The sequence below is a fragment of the Verrucosispora sp. WMMD1129 genome (assembly GCF_029581255.1).
Taxonomy (GTDB): Bacteria; Actinomycetota; Actinomycetes; order Mycobacteriales; family Micromonosporaceae; genus Micromonospora; species Micromonospora sediminimaris.
Map to the genome: position 1 here is coordinate 794,883 of NZ_CP120741.1, position 21,638 is coordinate 816,520.

Sequence of the window (21,638 nt, forward strand, 5' to 3'; positions counted from 1 at the left end):
ACCACAGGAGCCGCTCCCCGTGCCCACCTCGACCAGACCCGACCTGCTCCTCCCCGCCGAGCCGGGCCAACGCGCGCTGGCCCGCGAGCTGTACGCGCTGGTGGCGCAGTTGCCAATCATCTCCCCGCACGGGCACGTCGATCCGGCGCTGCTGGCCGAGGACCAGCCGTTCCCCGACCCGTCCCAGCTGCTCATCGTGCCCGACCACTACGTGACCCGGATGCTGCTCAGTCAGGGCGTCTCCCCGGGTGAGCTGGGGGTGCCCAGCCGCGACGGCAGCCCGGTGGAGACCGACGGGCGGCGCATCTGGCGTCGCTTCGCCGACGGGTGGCACCTGTTCCGGGGCACGCCGTCACGGCTGTGGCTGGAGCAGACCTTCACCGAGGTGTTCGGCGTGCACACCCGACTCACCCCGGGCACGGCCGACGAGGTGTACGACGCCCTCGCCGCCCGGCTCGCGGAGCCCGACTTCCGGCCGCGGGCACTGTTCGAACGGTTCAACATCGAGGTGCTCGCCACCACCGAGTCGCCCCTGGACGATCTGGGCCGGCACGCCAAGCTCGCCGCCGACGGCTGGGGCGGTCCCGGCGGGCGGGTGGTCACCACCTTCCGTCCCGACAACGTGGTCGACCTGGACTTCGAAGGCTGGTCGAGCAACGTCGACCAGCTCGGCGAGATCACCGGGGAGGACACCGGGACGTACGCCGGTTACCTGGCCGCCCTGCGTTCGCGCCGGGCCGCCTTCATCGCCGCCGGCGCCACCTCGTCCGACCACGGTCACCCCACCGCCCGTACCCTCGATCTCGGTGCGGACGCGGCGGCGCTGTTCGACCGGGCCCGGCGGGGCGCGGCGGAGCCGGGCGACGCGGAGGCGTTCCGGGCGCACATGCTGCTGGAGTTCGCCCGCATGTCGCTCGACGACGGCCTGGTCATGCAGTTGCACCCGGGGGCGGTGCGCAACCACAACCGGTGGCTGCACGCCCGGCACGGCCGTGACGTGGGTGGCGACATCCCACAGGTCACCGAGTACGTGCACGCCCTCGCCCCGCTGCTGGACGCGTACGGCAACGACCCCCGCCTTCGGGTGGTGCTCTACACCCTCGACGAGGACACCTTCACCCGGGAGCTGGCACCACTGGCCGGTGGGTACGCCGCGCTGCTGCTCGGTGCGCCCTGGTGGTTCCTGGACTCCCCCGAGGTGCTGCGCCGCTTCCGCGAGTCGGTGACCGAGACCGCCGGCTTCTACAACACCGCCGGGTTCGTCGACGACACCCGGGCGTTCTGTTCCATCCCGGTCCGGCACGACGTGGCGCGCCGCGTCGACGCCGGTTTCCTGGCCCGGTTGGTCGCCGAGCACCGGCTGCCCATGGACGAGGCCGCCGAGACCATCGTCGACCTGGCGTACCGGCTGCCGAAGCGGGTCTTCAAGTTCGGAGAAGAGTCATGACCAGCATCACCGAGGTGACCGTGCACGACGTGCGGTTCCCCACCGCCGCCAGCGGCGACGGCTCCGACGCGATCAACCGCGGCGACTACTCGGCCACCTATGTGGAGTTGAGCACCGACGACGGGCCGACCGGCGCCGGCTTCACCTTCACCAACGGCCGTGGCAACGAAATCACCTGCGCCGCGGTCGACGCGCTGGCCCACCACGTACGAGGGCGGACGGTGCAGGAGATCACCGCCGAGCCGGTGGCGTTCTGGCGCTCGCTCGTCGCCGACGTGCAGCTGCGCTGGCTCGGCCCGGAGAAGGGGGTCATCCACATGGCCACCGGCGCGCTTGTCAACGCGGTGTGGGACCTGCGGGCCAAGCTGGCCGGCAAGCCGATGTGGCGCTACCTTGCCGAACTGCCCACCGACGAGCTGGTGGCCAATGTCGACTTCAGGCACATCACCGACGCGCTCACCGCCGACGAGGCCGCCGCCATCCTGGACAAGGGGCGCGACGGGCTCGCCGACCGGCTGGCGCTGCTGGAACGTGAGGGCTTCCCGTCGTACACCACCTCGGTGGGCTGGCTCGGCTACCCCGACGACAAGGTCCGGGCGCTGACCCGGGAGGCGTACGCGCAGGGGTGGCGGGCGATGAAGATGAAGGTCGGTGGCCCGCCCGCCGACGACCTGCGGCGGGCCCGGATCATCCGGTCGGAGATCGGCCCGGACGCGCTGCTGATGATGGACGCCAACCAGGTCTGGGACGTCGACGAGGCGATCACCAACATGACGGCCCTCGCTGAGGTCGACCCGTACTGGATCGAGGAGCCGACGCACGCCGACGACATCCTCGGCCACGCCCGGATCGCCCGGGCGATGGACGAGCTGGCCGGCGGGCGGTGCCGGGTCGCCACCGGCGAGGTGGCCGCCAACAAGGTCATCTTCAAGCAGTTGTTGCAGGCCGAGGCGATCGGCGTGATGCAGATCGACGCTTGCCGGGTCGGCGGGGTCAACGAGGTGCTCGCCGAGATCCTGATGGCGGCGAAGTTCGGGGTGCCGATCTGCCCGCACGCCGGTGGCGTCGGCCTCTGCGAGTACGTGCAGCACCTGGCGATCTTCGACTACCTGCGGGTGGGCGCCAGTCTGGAGGGACGGATGGTGGAGTACGTCGACCACCTGCACGAGCACTTCGTCGACCCGATACGCACCCGCGACGGGCGCTACCTGCTGCCGACCGCTCCCGGCTACAGCGCCACCATGCGCCCCGAGTCGATCGCCGCCTTCCGCTTCCCGGACGGTCCGGCATGGCGGTGACCGTGGGCGCGTCCCGACTAGGGCTGGGCGCGGTACGCCGGTTGCCCGCGGAGGCCCGTCCCCTGATCCGTCCGGGCGCCGTCCCGGCCGGTGTGGTGCACCTCGGGCTCGGCGCCTTCCACCGCGCCCACCAGGCCGTCTACACCGAGCAGGCGATCGGCCTGGCCGGCGGCGACTGGGGCATCATCGGCGTGGCCCCCCGCAACGCGGAGATGGTGGCGACCCTGGCCGCCCAGGACAACCTCTTCAGCGTCAGCACGCTCTCCGCCGCCGACCAGCACACCCGCGTGGTCGGAGCACTGGCCGGGGTGCGACTGGCCGCCGCCGACCCGCAGGCCGTGGTGGCCCTGCTGGCCGACCCGGCGATCCGGGTGGTCACCCTGACCGTGACCGAGAAGGCGTACCAACTCGATCCGGCCGCCGGCACGCTGCGACCCGACACCGACCTGGTCGCCGACCTGACCACCGACCGACCGCCGATCACCGTGCCGGGGCTGCTGGTGCGCGGCCTGCTGGCCCGCGCCACCGCCGACGCCGGACCGATCGCCCTGGTCAGCTGCGACAACCTGCCCGCCAACGGCCGCCGGCTGCGGAGCCTGGTGACCCAGTCCCTGGCGTACGCCGGCATCTCGCGACAGGTGCTGGACTGGGTCGAGGGGCAGGTCGGTTTCCCGGGCACCATGGTGGACCGCATCGTCCCCGCCAGCACCCCGGAGACCCTCGCCGCGGCCCAGCGGGCACTCGGCGTCGAGGATCTCGCGGCGGTGGCGGCCGAGCCGTACACCCAGTGGGTGATCGAGGACGACTTCCCCGGCGGTCGGCCGGCGTGGGAGCGCGCCGGGGCGGTGCTCTGCGCGGACGCGGGGCCGTGGGAGCGGCTGAAGTTGCGCGCCCTCAACGGCGTGCACTCGGCCACCGCGTACCTCGGCGCGCTGGCCGGCTGCGAGACGATCGCGGAGGCCCTCACGCTGCCGCACCTGGACACGGTGCTGCGCCGGCTGATCGCCGAGGACGTGGCCGCCAGCTTCGTTCCCCCCGACGGGGTGGACGTGGTCGGCTACGGCGAACAGGTGCTGGAGCGCTTCGGCAACCCGGCGATCCGGCACCGCACCCTCCAGGTGGCGATGGACGGGTCGCAGAAACTGCCGCAGCGCATCCTGCACACGGTCGCCGACCTGCGCGCGGCCGGGCGGCCGGCCCGCTGGGCGGCGCTGGTCGTCGCCGCCTGGATCCGGTTCGTCCAGGGCAGCGCCGACGACGGTCGCGCCCTGCCGCTGGACGACCCGCTGGCGGAGCGGATCCGCGCCGCGCTGGCCGCCGCGCCGCAGAGCCCGGCGGGGGCGGTGGAGGCGGTGCTCGGCATCGACGAGGTCGTGCCGCCCGAGGTGGCCGCCGACGCGCAGGTCCGCGCCGACGTGGTCGCCTGGCTCACCGACCTGCATCAGCACGGTGTACGCGCCACCCTGGCCGGTGCGGTGTGACGAGTCCCCGGGTGGCGCTGGTGGGGGCGAACGGCCACGGGCGCTGGCACCGCCGCGTCATCGGGCCGCTGCACGAGGCCGGCCGGGTACGCCTGGTCGCCCTGGTCGACACCCGGCCGATCGAGTGCGAACCGGCGGCACCGGTGCCGGCCGGCGTCCCGGTGTTCACCGACCACCGGGCGATGCTCGCCGACGTCACGCCGGACGTGGTGGTCATCTGCACCCCACCGCACACCCACCTGCGGATCGCCCGGGACGCGGTGACCGCCGGAGCGGACGTGCTGCTGGAGAAGCCGCCGGTGCTCTCCACCGCCGAGCACGAGGAACTGTCCGGGGCGGTGGCCACCACCGGCCGGATCGTGCAGGTCGGATTCCAGGCGCTCGGTTCGGCGGCGCTGACCGCGCTGACGGACGCGGTGTCGACCGGGCGGATGGGCGCGGTCAGCGGCATCGCCACGGTGGCCGCCTGGCAACGCCCGGACGCCTACTACGCCCGCGCGCCCTGGGCCGGGCGTCGGCTGCTCGACGGGCGGCCGGTGCTCGACGGTGCGCTGGCCAATCCGCTCGCGCACGCGGTCATGCAGTGCCTTGCCGTCGCCGAGGTGATCGGCGGCGGGCCGGTGGAGCCGGTCAGCATCGAGGTGGAGCGCTACCGGGTGCGGCCGATCGAGGTGGACGACACGGCAGCGCTACGGGTGCGGCAGCGGCACGGTCCGCCGATCGTGGCCGCGGTGACCCTGGCCGGCGAGGACTTCATCGCCGGCGAGGTGATCGTCACCGGCGACGCCGGACGGGCGGTGCTGGAGTACCCGACCGATCGACTGCTGCTGCCCGGGGAACCCACCGCCCGTGCGGTGCCCGGCCGGTGCGGGCTGCTGGAGAACCTGCTGGACCACCGGGCCGATCCACGGGTACCGCTGATCGCGCCGCTGGCCCGGACCGCGCCGTTCACCGCCGTCCTGACCGCCCTGCAGGCGGCACCCGACCCGGCGCTGCTCGATGGTGCGCTGGTGGACACCGTCGGCGCCGGCGCGCAGCGGGTGCTGCGGGTGCGCGGCGTCAACGAGGTGCTACGTCGGGTGGCCGACGAGGGCCGACTACCGTCGGAGCTCGGCGTGCCCTGGGCGATTACGCCTTGGCGAACCGAACCGATCTATCAAGAATAGGAGGCATCACCGCAACAAACTGCAAATCTCCGGTCCAGACAGGATCGAAGACGCAGCGATGAACAGCGGTTTCCCGACCAGCACACGTCGGGACGATGCCACTCGACACAATTAGCTGCAACAAATCTGCACATCATTAATATTGACCCTCGTAAAAACATGAACGTAACCTTCGTCATTGATAAGAAAAAACGACGAAGGAAACGGAACGAGCCGATGCGCAGACTTGCCGCCGCCGCGGCATCGACAATTATCGCCCTGACCGCCCTCCCCGCCGCCGCTTCGGCGCAGCCGTCGAACGACGCGGGGGTCGGCAGCCACCACGAGCGGGACGACCGCACCGCACTCTCACCGTTGGCCCGACAGCTCGGCCGGCAGGCCCTCCCGGCCGGTGACGGCTGGGCCGCCGCCGGTCCCGGCACCACCGGAGGCTCCGCCGCCTCGGCCGATCAGATCCACGTGGTGAGCAGCCGCGCCGAGCTGGTCGCCGCGCTCGGCGGAGACAACGCCACGAACGCAACGAACGCCACCCCCAAGATCGTGTACGTCAAGGGCGGTATCGACGGCTTCGAGGACGCCGACGGTCGGCTGCTCGACTGCGCCGACCTGGCTGATCCCGGGTACTCGCTGGAGGGGTTCCTGGCCGCGTACGACCCGGCGGTGTGGGGCCGGGTGACGCCGAGCGGGCCGCTGGAGGAGGCCCGGCGGCGCTCGGTGACCAACCAGACCCAGCAGACCCAGATCAACGTCGGCCCGAACACCACGATCATCGGGCTGCGGGGAGCACGGCTGACCGGGCTGACCCTGATGATCGACCGCGCGTCGAACGTGATCGTCCGCAACATCACCTTCGACGACGCCCGGGACTGCTTCCCCGCCTGGTCCCCCACCGACGGTGAGACCGGCAACTGGAACTCGCAGTACGACCTGGTCTCGGTGCGCCGCAGCGAGAACGTCTGGATCGACCACAACACCTTCACCGACGGCGACAACCCGGACAGCGCCCAGCCCGTCTACTTCGGACGGCCCTACCAGGTGCACGACGGCGCGTTGGACATCACCCACACCGCCAGCCTGGTCACCGCATCCTGGAACCGCTTCGTGGGACGCGACAAGCTGATGCTGATCGGCTCCTCCAACACCGTCGGCCCGGATGTCGGCCGGCTCAACGTCACCCTGCACCACAACCTGTTCGACGGCGCGCTCCAGCGGTTGCCGCGGGTCCGCTTCGGCCAGGTGGACGTCTACAACAACGCCTACCGGCTCGGCGGTGACGGCTTCCAGTACGCCATCGGCGTCGGTGTCCAGTCCGCCGTGCACGCCGAAAACAACCACTTCACCCTCGATGCCGGCGTCGACGCCGCCGACCTGCTCTACGACTGGGGCGGCACCGCGATCACCACACGGGGCAACTGGGTCAAGTCAGCCGGCGCGCCGTCCCGCCCGGTGGACCTGGTCGCCGCGTACAACGCCGCACACGACCCCGACCTGAGTCCCGACGCCGGCTGGACGCCGACGCTGCGGCACGGACCGGTACTGCCGGCCCCGCTGGTGCCGCTGGTGGTCGGCCCACTCGCCGGCGCCGGACGCCTACCGCTGTAACCCCCCACTCCACCACCACCAACCAGGAAAGGTGAGACGAGGATGAGACGACCAGTCGCACTCCGACTCCTCGCAGGACTGGCCGCCACCGCCACGGGAGCCGCGGTCTGCGTGGCCCTGGCGACGCCGCAGGCGTCAGCCGCGGTCGGCAGCGCCACCGGCTTCGCGACCGGCAACGGTGGCACCACCGGCGGCGCGGGCGGACAGACCGTGCGCGCCACCAGCGGCACGCAGATCCACGCGGCCCTGTGCAATCGGGCCAGCAGCAGCACCCCGATCACCATTCAGGTCGAGGGGACCATCAACCACGGCAACACCACGAAGGTGTCCGGTTCGAGCTGCAACACGGCCGACGACGTGATCGAACTCAAGCAGATCAGCAATGTCACGATCCTCGGGGTCGGCAACGGCGCCGTCTTCGACCAGATCGGCATCCACATCCGCGAGGCCAGCAACATCATCATCCAGAACGTCACCGTCCGGAACGTCAAGAAGTCCGGCTCGCCCACCTCCAACGGCGGCGACGCCATCGGCATGGAGTCCGATGTCCGTAACGTCTGGGTCGACCACGTCACCCTGGAAGCCTCCGGCGGGGAGTCGGAGGGCTTCGACGGGCTGTTCGACATGAAGAACAACACCCAGTACGTGACGCTGTCCTACAGCATCCTGCGCAACTCCGGTCGGGGTGGCCTGATCGGATCCAGCGAGAGCGACCGGTCCAACGGCTACGTCACGTTCCACCACAACCTCTACGAGAACATCGACTCCCGTACGCCGCTGCTGCGCGGCGGCATCGCCCACATCTACAACAACCACTACGTACGCCTCAACGAGTCCGGCATCAACTCCCGGGCCGGGGCACGCGCCAAGGTGGACAACAACTACTTCCAGAACTCCAAGGACGTGCTGGGCACCTTCTACACCGACGAGGCCGGCTACTGGCAGGTCAGTGGCAACATCTTCGACAACGTGACCTGGTCCCCGCGTGGTGGCGACACCAACCCGGCCGGCCCCAACCCGACCTCCAACACAAGCGTCAGCATCCCGTACTCGTACCGGCTCGATGCGGCCAGTTGCGTGCCGAGCATCGTCAGCCAGACCGCCGGCGCGAACAAGGGCATTCGTACCTCCAACGGCAACTGCACGCCGCAGAGCCCGACCGCCGGGCCGACCAGCCCGACGCCCGGTCCGACCACCACCACCCCACCCCCGACCAGCAACCCGACCCCGACGCCGAGCCAGCCCAGCGGCACCAACCTGAGCATCGGCGCCGGCTCCGACGGCTCCAGCAAGGCCAGCGGCACCAGCTACGGCGACGTGCGCGACGGCAACATGAACACCGCCTGGTCGCCGAACGGCACCACCGGCCAGATCTCGATCAAGTGGGGCTCCGCCACCACGGTATCGAAGATCAACATTCGGGAAGCGTCCGGCTCCGCCGGCACCATCCGTAACTGGCGGGTCCTGAACCACGACACCGGCGCGGTGCTGGCCTCCGGAACCGGCGCGGGCGTCATCAGCTTCGGGTCGACGTCACTGCGCAAGATCACCTTCGACATCACCAGCTCGACCGGCACCCCGCGGGTCGCCGAGTTCGAGACGTACGCCAGCTAGCACCTGCACCGACACGGTGGGAGCCGTCGACACCCGACGGCTCCCACCACTGTCCTCCCCGCCCCCTTTGCTCTGCTTCAACCCACGCACAGGTTCCCGGGTGAATCCGTTGCGCCAGTTGAAGCAGAGCAAAGGGGGCACACCAGTAACTCCGGCCCGACGCACGATCTGGCCAGGGGCCGCCGCGCGACGGCCCCGGGCGCCGGTGCGCGGCCGTGGCCACCGACCGGAGCACGACCGTGACCGCGTACGGCAGAATCTGCGGGCGATGCACGCGGCGACCATCCTCACCGCGCTCGCCGACCTGGCCCCGGCCGGTGCCGAGCGGATCCTCGACGTGGCCGGGACCGGCCGGCCGCTGGTCTGGCTGCCGGAACCGCACCGGGGCCCCCGCGGCGCGCGGCTGGACCGGCTCGCCGCGCTGGACGCCCTGCACCGCGACGAACGGATCCTCCGCCTCGGGCTGGCCTTTCTCGTCGGCACCGCCGACCTGGACGGCGCGCGGCGACGAATCCGACTTCCGCTGCTGGCCCAGCCGGTACGCCTGCACCGCGGCCGACGCGACTACCGGGTCGTGCCGGCCGGCGACCTCGAACTGACCCCGCTCATTGAGGACCGGGAACTCGCGGCCCGGCTGGAGGCCGCACCGGGGCTGGCCGGGCCCGGCTGGCTGACGGCCCCCGGCACCACCGCCTGGATCACTGCGGCGGCCGCGGCTGCCGGCGTGAAGGTGACCACGGTCCGGCCGCGACCACCGCGCGGCAACGACGACGACGTCACCGGGGTCGCCGCGGCAGCGCTCTTCGTGACCCGTGACGTGTTCGCCGGTCGCCTCCGCGACACCCTGTTGAGCTGGGCGAGCCGTCCCGGGCTGGCGGACTCCGCCCTGAGCCGGCTCTATCTCGGCACCGACGGCGACGCCGATCCGGTCGCAGACGGCGGCCCCAGCGACGAGGGCGAGGTGCTGTCGCCCCTGCCGCTCAACGAGGCGCAGCGCGACGTGATCCGGCGGACGCGGACGGCAGCCGTGGTGGTGGTCTCCGGCGCGCCGGGCAACGGCAAGAGCCACGCCCTGGTCGCCGCCGCGCTGGACACCGTGGCTCGCGGTGGGTCGGTACTGGTGGCCACCCAGTCGACCCACGCCGCCGAGGTGCTGGGGGAACTGTTGCGCCGGCATCCGGGTCCGCCGCCGGTGCTCTTCGGCGACGCCGAGCGGCGCGGAACCATCGCCACCGAACTCGCCGGTGGCGTCGCCGTCGGCGTGGACGACGCACAACTGCGCCACGACACCAGCGCCGTGTCGGCCGCCCGAGACCGGGCCGACGGGGTCCGCGCCGGCATCGCCGCCGCGCTGGAGCAGGAACGCCTCGCCGCCACCCTGCCCGACTGGCAACCACTGCTGCCCGCCCTGAGCCACGACGCCCCGGCGGTGTTCGAGCCGGACACCGACCTCGACGCGATCCATGCCGCCCTGCACGCCGCGAGCCGGAGTGGCGACGGCTGGTGGTCCCGGTGGCGCCGGTCCCGCGCCGCCCATCGACTCCACCGGCTCACCGGCGCCGGCCCGGCCGTACCCGTGTCCCAGCTGCGGGCGGCCGTGGACGCCGCACACGCCGTACGTGCCGCCGCCCGGCTGTCCGCCAACGGCGGCACCGACCTGGCCGCCGCCTGGCGGGTGTTGGCCGAGGCGGACGTCGCGCTCGCCCAGGCGGTCGGCACGGCGCTGCGGAACCAGACCGCCAGCGCGCGACGCTGGACCGCGGACGCCCGGCGCGCCGCCAGCGGTCTGGGTACCGCCCTGCGGGCCGGACGCAACCGCCGCCGGGAACTGCTCGCCACGCTGGACGCCGAGGCGCTGGTCCGGGCGCTGCCCCTGTGGGTGGGCACGGTGGCCGACGTCGAGGATCTGCTGCCACCGGCAGCCGGCATGTTCGACCTGGTGGTGCTCGACGAGGCCGCGCACATCGATCAACTGCGAGCCGCTCCGGTGCTGGCCCGAGCCCGCCGGGCGCTGGTCGCCGGCGACCCACGGCAGCTACGGTTCGTCTCCTTCGTCGCGGACGCCGACGTGACCGCGACGCTGCACCGGCACGGCCTGGACCGCTACGCCGACCGGCTCGACGTACGCCGGGCCAGCGCCTTCGACGTGGCGGCCGGAGCCGCACCCGTGACCTGGCTCGGTGAACACCACCGCTGCGCGCCGCACCTGATCGGCTTCTCCGCCCGCCGGTTCTACGACGACCGGCTGGAACTGGTCACCCGGCACCCCGGCAACGAACGGGCCGACGCGATCGACGTGGTGCCGGTCGCCGGTGCCGCCGTCGTCGACGGCGTCAACCAGGCCGAGGTGGCGACCGTGCTCGACCTGGTCGCCACCCTCGCGGCCCGCCCCCCGCAGGGCGGCGTCGCGGTGATCAGCCCGTTCCGGGCGCAGGCCGACGCGGTGGAGGCGGCGCTGCTGTCGGCGTACGACGTCGACGAGATCGAACGGTTGGGCCTGCGTACCGGGACGGTGCACGCGTTCCAGGGCAGCGAGGCGGACGTGGTGATCGCCACGCTCGGGCTGGTCGACGACGACCCGCCGGCACGGCACCGGTTCGTCGCCGAACCGAACCTGTTCAATGTCCTGGTCACCCGGGCCAGGAAGCAGCTCACGGTGGTCACGTCGCTCCGAGCCCCGGAGGGCATCATCGGCGACTACCTCCGGTACGCCGAACAACCACTGGACGCCGCCTACCTTGGGCCGCCGGACACGACCCACGCCGGGCCGCCGGGCACGACCGGGGCGGGAGCCGCCGAGCCGGCCCCGTGGATCCGGGCGCTCGCCGTCGAACTCGCCCGGATCGGACTGACCGTACGGCCCGACTACCCCGTCGGCCGCTGGCGGGTCGACCTGTGCGTCGGCGACGACGGCCCGGTCGGTTTGTTGTGCGGCGTGCACCCGGACGGCGTAGCCGCGCACGTGGAGCGGCAACGCACCCTGACCCGGGCTGGCTGGCGACTGTACGACGCTTTCGCCAGCCACTGGACCGACGACCCGATCCGCGCTGCCCTCGATCTCGCCACCCGCATCCACGCCGACGCTCACCGATAGCCGAACCTGACCGGCTCCTTGAGGACGGCCACCGCAGAGTCCACGTCGGCGAGCCGTGCGGCAAGCGTGGCGGTCGCCAGATGCGGTGGCAGGGCGGCACTGAACTTGAGCCCCGCCAGGGCCTTCTCGGTCACCTCCGGCAAACAGACCCGGTTCGACGCGTCGACCGTCGCAGTCCGCCACATGTCGCGCTCCAGATCCGGGCGCAGTCGAATGGCAGCGTCGTCAAAGCGCTGGTTCGGATCGGCGAGGCCGTCAAGAGTTGCGATCAAGGTGGCGTTGGCCCGATAACCCGCCCAGGTCCACCAGCGGATCTCCCCCTCGCGGTCCCGGACGATCGTCGTGCCGCCCGGGTGAACGCGGGATTCCGCTTCCTCCCGCAACTGCACCAACCGGTTATTGGCTCGCTGGGTCAGCCGGACCGAAGGGTCGGCTCCGAGCAGCACGTCTCGCATGGCCCGAACCATGTCGTACGACAGGCCCTGCGGCGGTCCACCGCTCATCCAGAGCGCCTTCCCGCCGCCTTCGGCTGGCTCGACGAAACAGCGGCGCCGTTTCCAGTCGATGTATGTGACCCGCCAGCTGCGGCCGCCCAGTAGAAGCAGCCGAGGGCCCTCGACCCGCGCGGTCAGCAACGCTGGATCGGTACGGCCGATCTCGGTGCGACCGGAGAGCACCGTGAACTGCGGTGGCGCGGTGAAGACCGCCAGCATGTCCATGAAGTGCCGCCGACCGAATCGCAACTCGGCCTGCGGCCCGATGAACAGCATTCCAGAATCTGAATCAAGGTAGCCGTGTTCGACCAGGTGCCGAACGATGAGGTCGGCGCTCTCGTCGAATGGTGCAAGTCCGTTCCACTCCTCAGCCCACAGTTTGTCGCCGATCCGGTGACGTTGCAGGGCCAGCGCGAGAACCTGCTGCGCGATTATGTGTCGCGGTTCGACTGGCGGAACAACCGCTTCCACCCAACCTTGTCGCCAGAGCAGCAACAGCGCGCAGGCGTGCAGGAGCCCCTCGCTGTCCAGGGCCAGAAAAAGACAGTTGCGGGTGCTGCCGGGCCGTCGCCCGGTCCGGCCGATGCGCTGGAGGAAGGCGGCGACACTGCGCGGTGCGCCGATCTGAATGACACGGTCGAGGTCTCCGACATCGATGCCCAGTTCGAGGGTGCTCGTCGCGACGATGACGCAGTCCCGCTCCTGAGCGAACGCCTCCTCCGCCCGCCGCCTCTCCTCAACGGCGAGTGAGGCGTGGGAAAGGAACGTCCTGACTCCCAGGGCACGCAGCCGCTGTCCGAGATCCTCCACCAGCGCCCTGGAGTCGCAAAACACCAACCGCTTCTCACCGCGATGGAGTGCGGCGATGACCCGGGCCGCATTGTGCACCGAGCCGACGTAATCCAGCTCGACGTCATCCGGCACCGCCGCGTTGACCGTGGCAGCGAGGTGCGGAGCGACCACCCGGGCAGGCTGATTATCCCGGCCGGAGCCCTGCAACCAGCGCAGCAGATCATCAGGGTTGCCCACCGTGGCCGAGAGGCCGATCCGCTGAATCGGACGACCGGCAACCCGACCGAGCCGCTCCAGGACGGCCAGTAGGTGCCAACCACGGTCGTCCCCCGCGAAGGCATGCACCTCGTCGACCACGATCGCCCGTACGCCGCGAAAGAACTCTTCGTGGTCCACGGCCCCGCTCACCAGCATCGACTCGATCGACTCAGGGGTGGTGAGCAGGATATCGGGCCGCTCCCGCAGGATCGTACGGCGTCGCCCCATGGTCACGTCGCCATGCCACAACGCCGCCCGTCGCCCCAACCACCCGGCATAACGCTCGACCCGGGGCAGCAAATTGTTGAGCAGTGCCTTCAGTGGGCATACGTAGAGCACACTCGTCCCGGACCAGTTCTCCTGCGCCATCCGGGACAGCAGGGGAAACATCGCCGCCTCAGTCTTGCCGCCAGCGGTCGGCGCAAGCAGCAGCGCGTCGTACCCATCGAGCAGCGGCTGCACGGCAGCCTCCTGTAACGGCCGGAGCGCCGGCCACTGCAGCGAGTTCACCACATGGTGCAGGACGACCGGATGTAGCCGTTCGGCGGTCATCTAGAGGTCCAGGGCGACGGCATCGGCACTGGTGGCGTTGCGTTCCACGTCGGTCATCTCGGCAGCGGTCAGGGTGAGTGCGTAATGCTGCCGAGGGTCGAAATCGGTGAACTGGTCGACTCGGTCGAGCACCTCCCCCACCAGCTTTTTGACGAACAGTCGAGGCGCCACCCCTACCTTGCCGCCGAGCCTGCCGGCGACGGCCTGTGCCAGCTCCCGAAGGTAGTCATCGTCGACGACGGCCCGGACCCGATGCGGTACTGCCGACCCGTCGGCGTACAGGTCCCGTACCCGGCCGCCCAGTTCGACGAGGGAGTCCACGGTGAAGCCGGCGAGCCGGATCTGCACCGCGCGTGGGTTGTCGAACCGCGCGTCGGTGGTGAAGTCCACCGCGAGCCGCTGGGCCAGCGGGGCGAGCCGCTGCGCCCCCTGCGGCCCTTCGTAGAAAGCAGGGGTTCCGGTGATGACCAGGTACAGCCCAGGAAAGCGGCCGGAGTACACCTCGTCGATCAACTGTCGCAGTGCGTTGAGGGCCTTGTCACGGGCGTCGGAGCGAACCCGTTGGAGCGTTTCGACCTCGTCGAGCACCAGCAACAGACCGGGATGACCGCTGTCACGCAACACCGCGAGCAGACCCTGTAGAAAGCTGAGCGCCGCGAAGTGGTCGAGGTCGCCGCGCACGCCGGCCACCCGTCGGGCGGAGGCTGCGACATGTGGCTGGCCGCCGAGCCAGGCCAGCACCGCGTCAGCGGTGGCCGGATCGCCTCCGAGTGCGGCGGCACGATAGCCGCGGAGCGCGGCGGCGAAGGCGGGGGCGCTACGGCTGACCGTGGCCAACCGTTGGTCCAGCAGAGCATCCACGGCCTTGTCGAGGGCGCCAGCGTCCTCCGCCGCGACCGCACCGGCAGCGAGGACATCCTCTTCCAGGGCGTAGAACCACCCGTCGACCACCGCCCGCAACGCACTCGGCGGAAACGTGGCGGTGCTGAGCCGCTCGGTCAACCGTCGGTAGACGGTCTCCAGTTTGTGCAGCGGCGTCTCGTTCTCCGAGATCTGCACCTCGGCGGTGGCCAGGTTGGCCCGTTTCGCCTGCTCCGCGATCCAGCGGGTGAAGAAGGTCTTGCCGGAGCCGTAGTCACCGCGGATCGCCTTGAACACCGAGCCGCCAGCGGCGACAACGCTCAGGTCCTCCCCCACCGCGGTCACGAACCGGTCCAACCCGACCGCCAGGAGGTCAAGGCCGGCTGCGGGAACGGCACCACGACGCAGCGCGTCGATGACCTGCCGCCGCCGTACCGGACTGACGTCGCTCACGCGGCACCTGCCGGAAGGCCGAACTGGGTACGCAACAGCGCGATGTCCAGCCGGACGCTGCGCCCGTCGTCGATCTGCGACAGCACCGGATAGTTGTCCACGTTGAAGATACGCTGCAGGGTGATGACGAAGCCGCCTGCCCGAGCCGGTAGTTCACCGGCCCGCTGCGCCAGGACCGCCGTCGACAGCACACCCTTGGCCTCGACCAGTGCCCGGACCGCCGCCTCGATCTTTCCCGGATCGACGCGGCGTGGGGTCAGCGCATGCTGTGCCTGGAACAGCTCGGTGGCGAGCAACGCCGCAACCAGGTCGACGGCAGCCGGGCTCGCGGTAGAGGCCGGCGTCTGCTGCGGCACGTCGAACAACGCATCACCGACGACGACCGGGGGCTTCCTGCGGGGCCTGGATGCTGGCGGTGGGACCGACACCGCGTCGGCAGGAGTCTCCGGGAGTTGCGCTTCCCACCACTCGGGGGGACGCTCCTGCACCGGTGCCCATCCCCTCGGCACGTCTGCGACGTTCGGCACCAGATAGGCCAGCAGCGGGATGGTGACTTCCGCGAGCGCGGCACCACCGTGGTAGCCGGCCCTGCTGGGCCGGTAGCGCAACGACGGATCCCAGAGAGCGACGATCCGCTGCCCGTCGGCGACCACTCGCGGCCCCCTCAGTTCCACCTCTCCTGACCCGGCCGGGCTCGGGCCGGTGCGGTGCCGGGCCGAGGCCGCGTCGTCCGTCTTCACGTGCTCGCCGCCGTGTTCGAGGACATGCCCGTGGTCGCTGGTGATGAGGACCGCGCGGCCGGATGACCGGGCAAGATCGAGCAGGCTGCGCAGAAAGCCAAGATCGCTGAGTTGCCAGCCGGCCTCGTCACCTTCGCGGCCATTGGCCAGCGACTCGTCCACTGTGTTGATCACGACGGCGACCAGGCGTCCCGGGTCGGCCATCGCCTCGGCGAGCTCACCGGCGAAAACCTCCCCGGCCCCGCCACGGGAGGGTCCCTTGTGGAAGACGCATGCTCCGGGGCCCCACCGTCCCTGCGCGAACATCTGCCGCTCGGTGGCCTGCGTGCCGGCACGCAAGGCTCCGGCGAACAGGGAGGTACGGGACACCGCCGTCAGGGTGGGCAGCGCCGCGACCAGCGCACGGCGTTGCCCGGTGCCCGCGCCGGCGAGCGGGTCGTACTCGACCCAGTGCTGGGACAGCTCCTCGGCCAACTCCACGGCCACGGCGGCGCTCATCCCGTCGAGCACCACGAGCAGTACCGGCCGCTCGGCACGGATCAGCGGGTCGACGACCCGTGGGAGCAGGTTTTCCACGGTCAGCAGGTCACCGTCGTTGCCGGGGCCGGCGGCGGCCCACGCGGCGAGCCGATTGGCGAAAGCACGGTCGAGCTCTCGTCGTCGTTGCTGCGCTCGGTCGAACACCGTCCGGAAGGCGCGCTGAAGCTCCGGGTGCGCATCCTCACCCGCCCAGACGTGGTTCAGTGCCCGGTCGACCCAGCCCCATTGGCCGATCTGCCGCCGCAGCCCGTCGGCGACGCTCGCCGGGGCCTCGACCTCGGTTCCGAGCCACCGGACGAGTCGCTGCGCCATCCTGACCCGGAGTACCCGCTCCGCCTCCACCTGCGCCAAGCGGTGTTCGGCAAGCTCGTCAACGGCCACGTTCAAGGCGGTGCCCGAACGGCCTACTGTCAGTGCCTGTGCCGCCGTTGTGAGCCGCCGGGTGAAGCCGGTCCGCAGGATCGGGCTGTGATCGACGCTACCTGCCGCGTTGAACTGGACGACCAGTTGCTCGGCCCGATCGAGCAGCGCGTGGCCCTGCCGCCGGACCCCGTTGTCCCGGTCGGTCAGCATCGCGCCGACCATTTGCACCGCCGCTTGGGCAAGTCCGCGGATCGCGGCGTCGTCCTGTAGACCGCCGAAGTACTGGTCGACACGCCCCTGTGCCCGTACCGCCTCGGGCATCTGATTGCTCCAGAGCGCTTCGCAGAGCAGGCCCAGTGGCAGCGCGTCGCTGCCACGGCCGGCGTCGACGAGCGCGAAGAGCGCACGGGCCGGCCCGCCGAACCTCTCGACCAGCCAGGACGCGAGGCCGGTGCGCTCCTCCGCCCGGAGCAGAGTAAACGCTTCGACCGCACCCGGCTCGGCGCTCCACCGCAGCAGCGTGGTCACGTCGAGGTCGTCGGGCCCGTGTCCTCGTCGGTCGAGACCGAGACGAACAGCGGCAAGGTGCCGCAGCGCCACCTCGCGGGTGAGGACGGTGGTGGCCAGTCGCGGCCAGCCAGCCGGCGGCATCGCGTCCAGCAGCGCCGGCCCGGCCCACCGTTCCGATTCGAGTGCGGCATCGGGCACCTGCGCGCCGAAGGCGTCAACAACCAGGTCCCATGGTTCGACAGTGATGACACGTTGACGGAAAACGCGACTGCGCACCCCGTGTCCCAGGCTTGTTTCCGGGATGTCCGTGAGTAGCACCAGCACCTCATCACCACGGTCGGCGACGAGGTGATCCCAGATAGCGAGTAGCGAGACGCACGGCACGACCCGAGCTTGTCGTCCATCCGGCAGAGCCAACACCGGATCGTGGGTCCAGGTGGGTTCCGCGGCAACGACCATGGCCGGGTACGCGTCACCGTTGCCGTGCCGGTCGAGTTGCTGCGCCACCTTCTGGCCTAGCGCGACAGGATTGATCCGCAACGCGTGAGTGGGCGCGGATGCCGACGTCACGACACCACTCTCCAGCTCACCTCGATCGTGGCGTCGCCATGGGCCTCGGCGAACCTGCGCAGGTCAGTCACCACCTCGTCGATTCCGTCCACTCCCGTACGCCGGCTACCCCCGGCGGTCCTCGGCGTGCCCACCGTCGAAGTGCCAGAGCCGCCGCCTGTACTGACACCTGCTCCGCTACCCGCGCCGGTGCCTGCCCCGCTACTCGCGACAACGCTGGTGGCCTCGCGGAGCAACGCCGTGGCATCGCTCTGCGCCCGTTTCAGGGCCGGCACCAGCGGTGTGGTCAGTTCGTCGGCCTGCGCGACGCGACGGAGTTCGGTCAGAATCGCCGCACCCCGGGCTGCGAAGGGAACGGGCAGGCTGGCGATGATCTCGAAAGTGTCCCAGGGCGCGGCGGCGAGTGCGGCGGTCACCTGAGCGGCGCTGCTGATGCTCCTGCCGGTACGGTCGGCAGGCCCGGCGAGTTCGGCCTGCGCCAGCCGTTCGACCGTCTCCTTTGCTGAGCGTCCGGTAGTCAGTGCGTCGAGCAGGTCGGCGGCGGCGCGCGCGGTGGCGAGGCGACCGGTTTCCCGGTCGAGCCGCAGTTGGTCGGCGTGCGCGTCGAGCCGGCTGGCGAGTTGGTGGGCGGCGACGCGGTGCCGGTTCGCCTCGCTGACCAGGTCCCGGCCGAAGATCGCGACGAGGCGACCTCGACGCAGGTCCAGTGGCCGGAGACCGAAGATCGCCACGGCGCGAGCGTGGGCGGACTTCCAGTCCTCCTCGCTGGGCAGGCTCTCCTCCCGCAACGTGTACTCGGAGGTGATCCGGCCCGGCTCGGGTGCCGGGGTGACCTGGCTGCCATGCAGGTGGAAGGCCCGGTCGGTCTGCTCGGCGAAGGTCGCCACGACGAGTTGAGCGACGATCGGGTCGAGGCCACGCGGCTTCGGCTCGTCGATCCAGCGCAGCAGGTCGGCGACCCGCAGCTCACCGGTGATGCCCTCGCTGGCCGCCTTCTGCTGAAAGTGCTGGACCCACTCCCCCTCGGCGACGAAGGCCGCCTCGTGCATCGTGCCGAGCCGCAGCGGGTTGGCGATCCGGCGCATCGTGAACCGGTGTGCCCGGTCGACCTCCACCCGCCCTTCGGGCGACTCGACCGCCCGCTGGACGTACCCGAAGACGGTCTTGACGTCCGGCGGTCGCACCGGGTCGCCCTTACGGTCCGGGTCGAAGTCGGGATGGGCCGGATACTGGTGGGTGAGCATCTGGTCGCCGATGCTGCGCAGCGCATCGTTGAAGGTGGCGCCCATCGGCAGTTTCGGCTCCAACGCCCGGGTCAACGACTGCAGGTGATCGTCGAAGCCGAGTTGCACGTCCGTCGGCTGCTTCGCGGCCAGCCCGTACGCCTGGCGCAGCACCCCGTGCATCTTGGCCAGCAACGCGCTGCGCTGATTGGTCAGGGCGGCGTGCGCCCGCCGCCGGTCGTCCGGGTTGAGATGTTCAGCGTGGCTGTCGAAGCGCTGCCCCTCGAGCAGCTTGTCGATGATGACGAGCTTGCCCAACTCGTTCCGGCGTTCCACGGTCAATGCCGCGGGGATCCAGCAGACGGTCTGGGCGTGCATGCGGGAGGTCAGGTCCTGCACCCGTTGCCGGTCATCGGCCGGCCCGTGACTGCCGTCGTCGAACGGGTAGTCGACGATCATCCGCCAGCCGTCCCGGGCACTCGGATGGAACGCCTCGTCGCGGATGTCGTTCGGGTCGCGGACGTTGCCGTAGACCAGCTCGATCGCGCGACGGCTGCCTCGCCAGGTCAACCCGGCCTCGGCAAAGAACGAGTCGGTCCAGGCCACGCCGAGTTGCTGCCACAGCAGCCGTTGGACAAGGTGTTTGCGGGCGCCTTCGTTGTCGTAGTGCTTGGCGGTGGCGAGCACGCTGTCGACATCCACGCCGACCAGTTCCAGCGACACCACCGGATCGTCACCCTCACCGATGCGGATCTCGGCGAACTGGCCGGCCCAGTCGGCGACCTTACGCGCTACCTGAGCCACCTCACCGCCGGGAATAGGGCTGGTGATGGTGCCGTGGTTGAGCGCGGAGAGTCGACGTGCGGTGAGGTTACGCAGCGCCGGCACGCTGGGGGCCAGGGCGGCGAGCAGCAGCGTCTTGATCAGCCGGTCGTCGCCGGTGAAGGCACGAAGCCGCCCGGCCGCGTCGCCGGCCGGTTGATCACCCCGTCGGACCGCGTCGAGGTCGTCCTCGGTGAGCCCGTACCGGCTGAGCAGGTACGGGCGCAGCTTGAGGTCGTACAGCTTCTGCGCCATCTCGAACTCGGCCTTGAGTTTCTCGGTGAAGGGCTGGTCTCCGCCCCCACTGATCACGTCGTAGAGATCCCCGAGCGGGACGAGTTGCCCGAGACGCAAGGTGTCGCGCCGGTCGACCAGGAGCTGTCGCATCAGCTTCAGCGCGGTCCGGGAGCGTTGCAAGGCGCTGGAGACATGCACCAGCGTCGAGAGAAACGCGGGGCTGAACGGGTACGTTGACCGGAAGGCGTCGATGTCGGCACCGCTGCCCGAGTCGGTGCCGAGCAGGGTGTCGAAGACCTCCCGGCGCACCTTCGTGGTGGCGTCGAAGGCCCGCGAAATCGCCTCGCCGGCCTCGGTGGTACGCGGCTTGAGCAGACGGCGGCGGGCGATCTCCGGAAGGTTGCGGTCCTCCAGCTTGATCACGTCGAACCGGCCGCTGGCCAGGTTGAGGGTGTCCTGGTAGCTCAGCTCGTTGGCGCCGACGACCTCCTCGCCGACCAGCTCGCGCAGGTCACGCTGGCGGGCGATGAAGCTGATCACCGGGATGGGACGGCGGGTGTCACCACCCTCGACGAAGTTGGTGATCTTCTGGATCTCTCGGGACACGAACTGCTGATCACCGATGGAGTTGGCCAGCCAGAGAATCAACTCGTCGAGGAAGAGGATCAAGCCGTGGTAGCCGAGTTCCTTGGCGTGCCGACTGATCTCGGTCAGGCCACGGTCGAGCGAGACGAACGCCTCGGCGTCCTCCCGAGCGTTGCTGAAGAAGCCCTTGTTCCAGCTGGTCAACAGGTCGTTGACCAACTTGCGGCGCAGCTCGTCGGAGTACGCACCGGCGAACGCCTCGTCCAACCGTTCCGGCGTCCAGAACCTCTCGCTCTCACCCCACTCGTCCTCGACGTCGCCACCGGGCAGCCCGGCGATGAACTGGCCATCGCCGATCTTCTCGCGCAGTGAGGCAGCCTGCTCCAGCAGCGCGTCGGTGCGGTGCACCGCCGGGATGGGCGCCTCCGGATGCAGCGCGCGCACCCGGTCGACGTAACCACCGAGCACCCGCTGCTCCAGCGAGCGAGCGTCGAGCAGGTGGTACGGAATGAGCAGGAATCGCCGGCCGTCCAGCCAGACGCTGTGCTTGGCGACTAGCGGAGCCAGCTCGTCCCGGCCCCGGGCGGCGGGTTCGCCGCGCAGCAACGCGTGCAGCACCGCCATGAAGTGCGACTTGCCGGAACCGAAGGAACCGTGCAGGTACGCGGCCTTGGAGGCCTGCCCCTCGACCGCGGAGCGGATCAGCCCGAGCGCTTCGTCGAAGTTCCCCAGCAGTCGATCCGTGATGACATAGTCACGCAAGGTCGCATCGGCGTCGGCGACGCTGTCGGCGAGCTTGAGCACGAAGTCGCTTGTGCTCGTGCGTTCAGGAATGTCGATGACGTCGCGAAGCAGCGGAGCGGAGGCGGGCGAGGACATGCCGCTACCGTACCGACGAACGACCGCGGCCTTGCCGCAGGCACGCGACCTTGTGAG

Annotated in this window: 11 protein-coding genes; 7 read left to right on the plus strand and 4 right to left on the minus strand. The window is 70.6% G+C overall.

The features are described 5' to 3' along the window. The first annotated feature begins 19 nt into the window (after window positions 1–19). The 7 genes from uxaC (at window position 20) to O7624_RS03720 (ending at window position 11,702) form a co-directional block, all read left to right on the plus strand. On the plus strand, window positions 20–1,447 hold the full coding sequence (gene uxaC / locus O7624_RS03690; RefSeq protein ID WP_282238921.1) for a glucuronate isomerase: 1,428 nt from the start codon (window positions 20–22) through the stop codon (window positions 1,445–1,447). Next, window positions 1,444–2,745 carry an enolase C-terminal domain-like protein gene (locus O7624_RS03695; protein WP_282238922.1) on the plus strand — a complete coding sequence of 434 codons (1,302 nt, stop codon included), beginning with the start codon at window positions 1,444–1,446 and terminating at the stop codon, window positions 2,743–2,745. Before uxaC ends, O7624_RS03695 begins: the two co-directional genes overlap by 4 nt. Then, a complete protein-coding gene (locus tag O7624_RS03700) occupies window positions 2,736–4,226 on the plus strand; it encodes a mannitol dehydrogenase family protein (RefSeq protein ID WP_282238923.1) in 1,491 nt (496 codons plus the stop codon). The genes O7624_RS03695 and O7624_RS03700 overlap by 10 nt, the downstream gene beginning before the upstream one ends. After that, window positions 4,223–5,392 carry a Gfo/Idh/MocA family oxidoreductase gene (locus O7624_RS03705; RefSeq protein WP_282238924.1) on the plus strand — a complete coding sequence of 390 codons (1,170 nt, stop codon included), beginning with the start codon at window positions 4,223–4,225 and terminating at the stop codon, window positions 5,390–5,392. Before O7624_RS03700 ends, O7624_RS03705 begins: the two co-directional genes overlap by 4 nt. A 216-nt stretch (window positions 5,393–5,608) precedes the next feature. Then, window positions 5,609–6,994 carry a pectate lyase gene (locus O7624_RS03710; RefSeq protein ID WP_282238925.1) on the plus strand — a complete coding sequence of 462 codons (1,386 nt, stop codon included), beginning with the start codon at window positions 5,609–5,611 and terminating at the stop codon, window positions 6,992–6,994. 42 nt (window positions 6,995–7,036) lie between these two features. Continuing rightward, window positions 7,037–8,608 (plus strand): pectate lyase, encoded by a 1,572-nt coding sequence (locus tag O7624_RS03715; RefSeq protein WP_282238926.1) that lies wholly within the window; start codon window positions 7,037–7,039, stop codon window positions 8,606–8,608. 268 nt (window positions 8,609–8,876) lie between these two features. Beyond that, on the plus strand, window positions 8,877–11,702 hold the full coding sequence (locus tag O7624_RS03720) for an AAA domain-containing protein (RefSeq protein ID WP_282238927.1): 2,826 nt from the start codon (window positions 8,877–8,879) through the stop codon (window positions 11,700–11,702). Here the strand turns inward: O7624_RS03720 and O7624_RS03725 are convergent. The 4 genes from O7624_RS03725 to O7624_RS03740 are packed head-to-tail and all read right to left on the minus strand — an operon-like array spanning window position 11,693 to window position 21,581. Continuing rightward, a complete protein-coding gene (locus O7624_RS03725) occupies window positions 11,693–13,798 on the minus strand; it encodes a DEAD/DEAH box helicase (RefSeq protein ID WP_282238928.1) in 2,106 nt (701 codons plus the stop codon). The genes O7624_RS03720 and O7624_RS03725 overlap by 10 nt on opposite strands. Then, on the minus strand, window positions 13,799–15,112 hold the full coding sequence (brxD, locus tag O7624_RS03730; protein WP_282238929.1) for a BREX system ATP-binding protein BrxD: 1,314 nt from the start codon (window positions 15,110–15,112) through the stop codon (window positions 13,799–13,801). Further along, window positions 15,109–17,835, minus strand: a complete 2,727-nt coding sequence (gene pglZ / locus O7624_RS03735; RefSeq protein WP_282238930.1) for a BREX-2 system phosphatase PglZ — start codon at window positions 17,833–17,835, stop codon at window positions 15,109–15,111. The genes brxD and pglZ overlap by 4 nt, the downstream gene beginning before the upstream one ends. Beyond that, window positions 17,832–21,581 (minus strand): hypothetical protein, encoded by a 3,750-nt coding sequence (locus O7624_RS03740; RefSeq protein ID WP_282238931.1) that lies wholly within the window; start codon window positions 21,579–21,581, stop codon window positions 17,832–17,834. The genes pglZ and O7624_RS03740 overlap by 4 nt, the downstream gene beginning before the upstream one ends. Window positions 21,582–21,638: the final 57 nt, after the last annotated feature.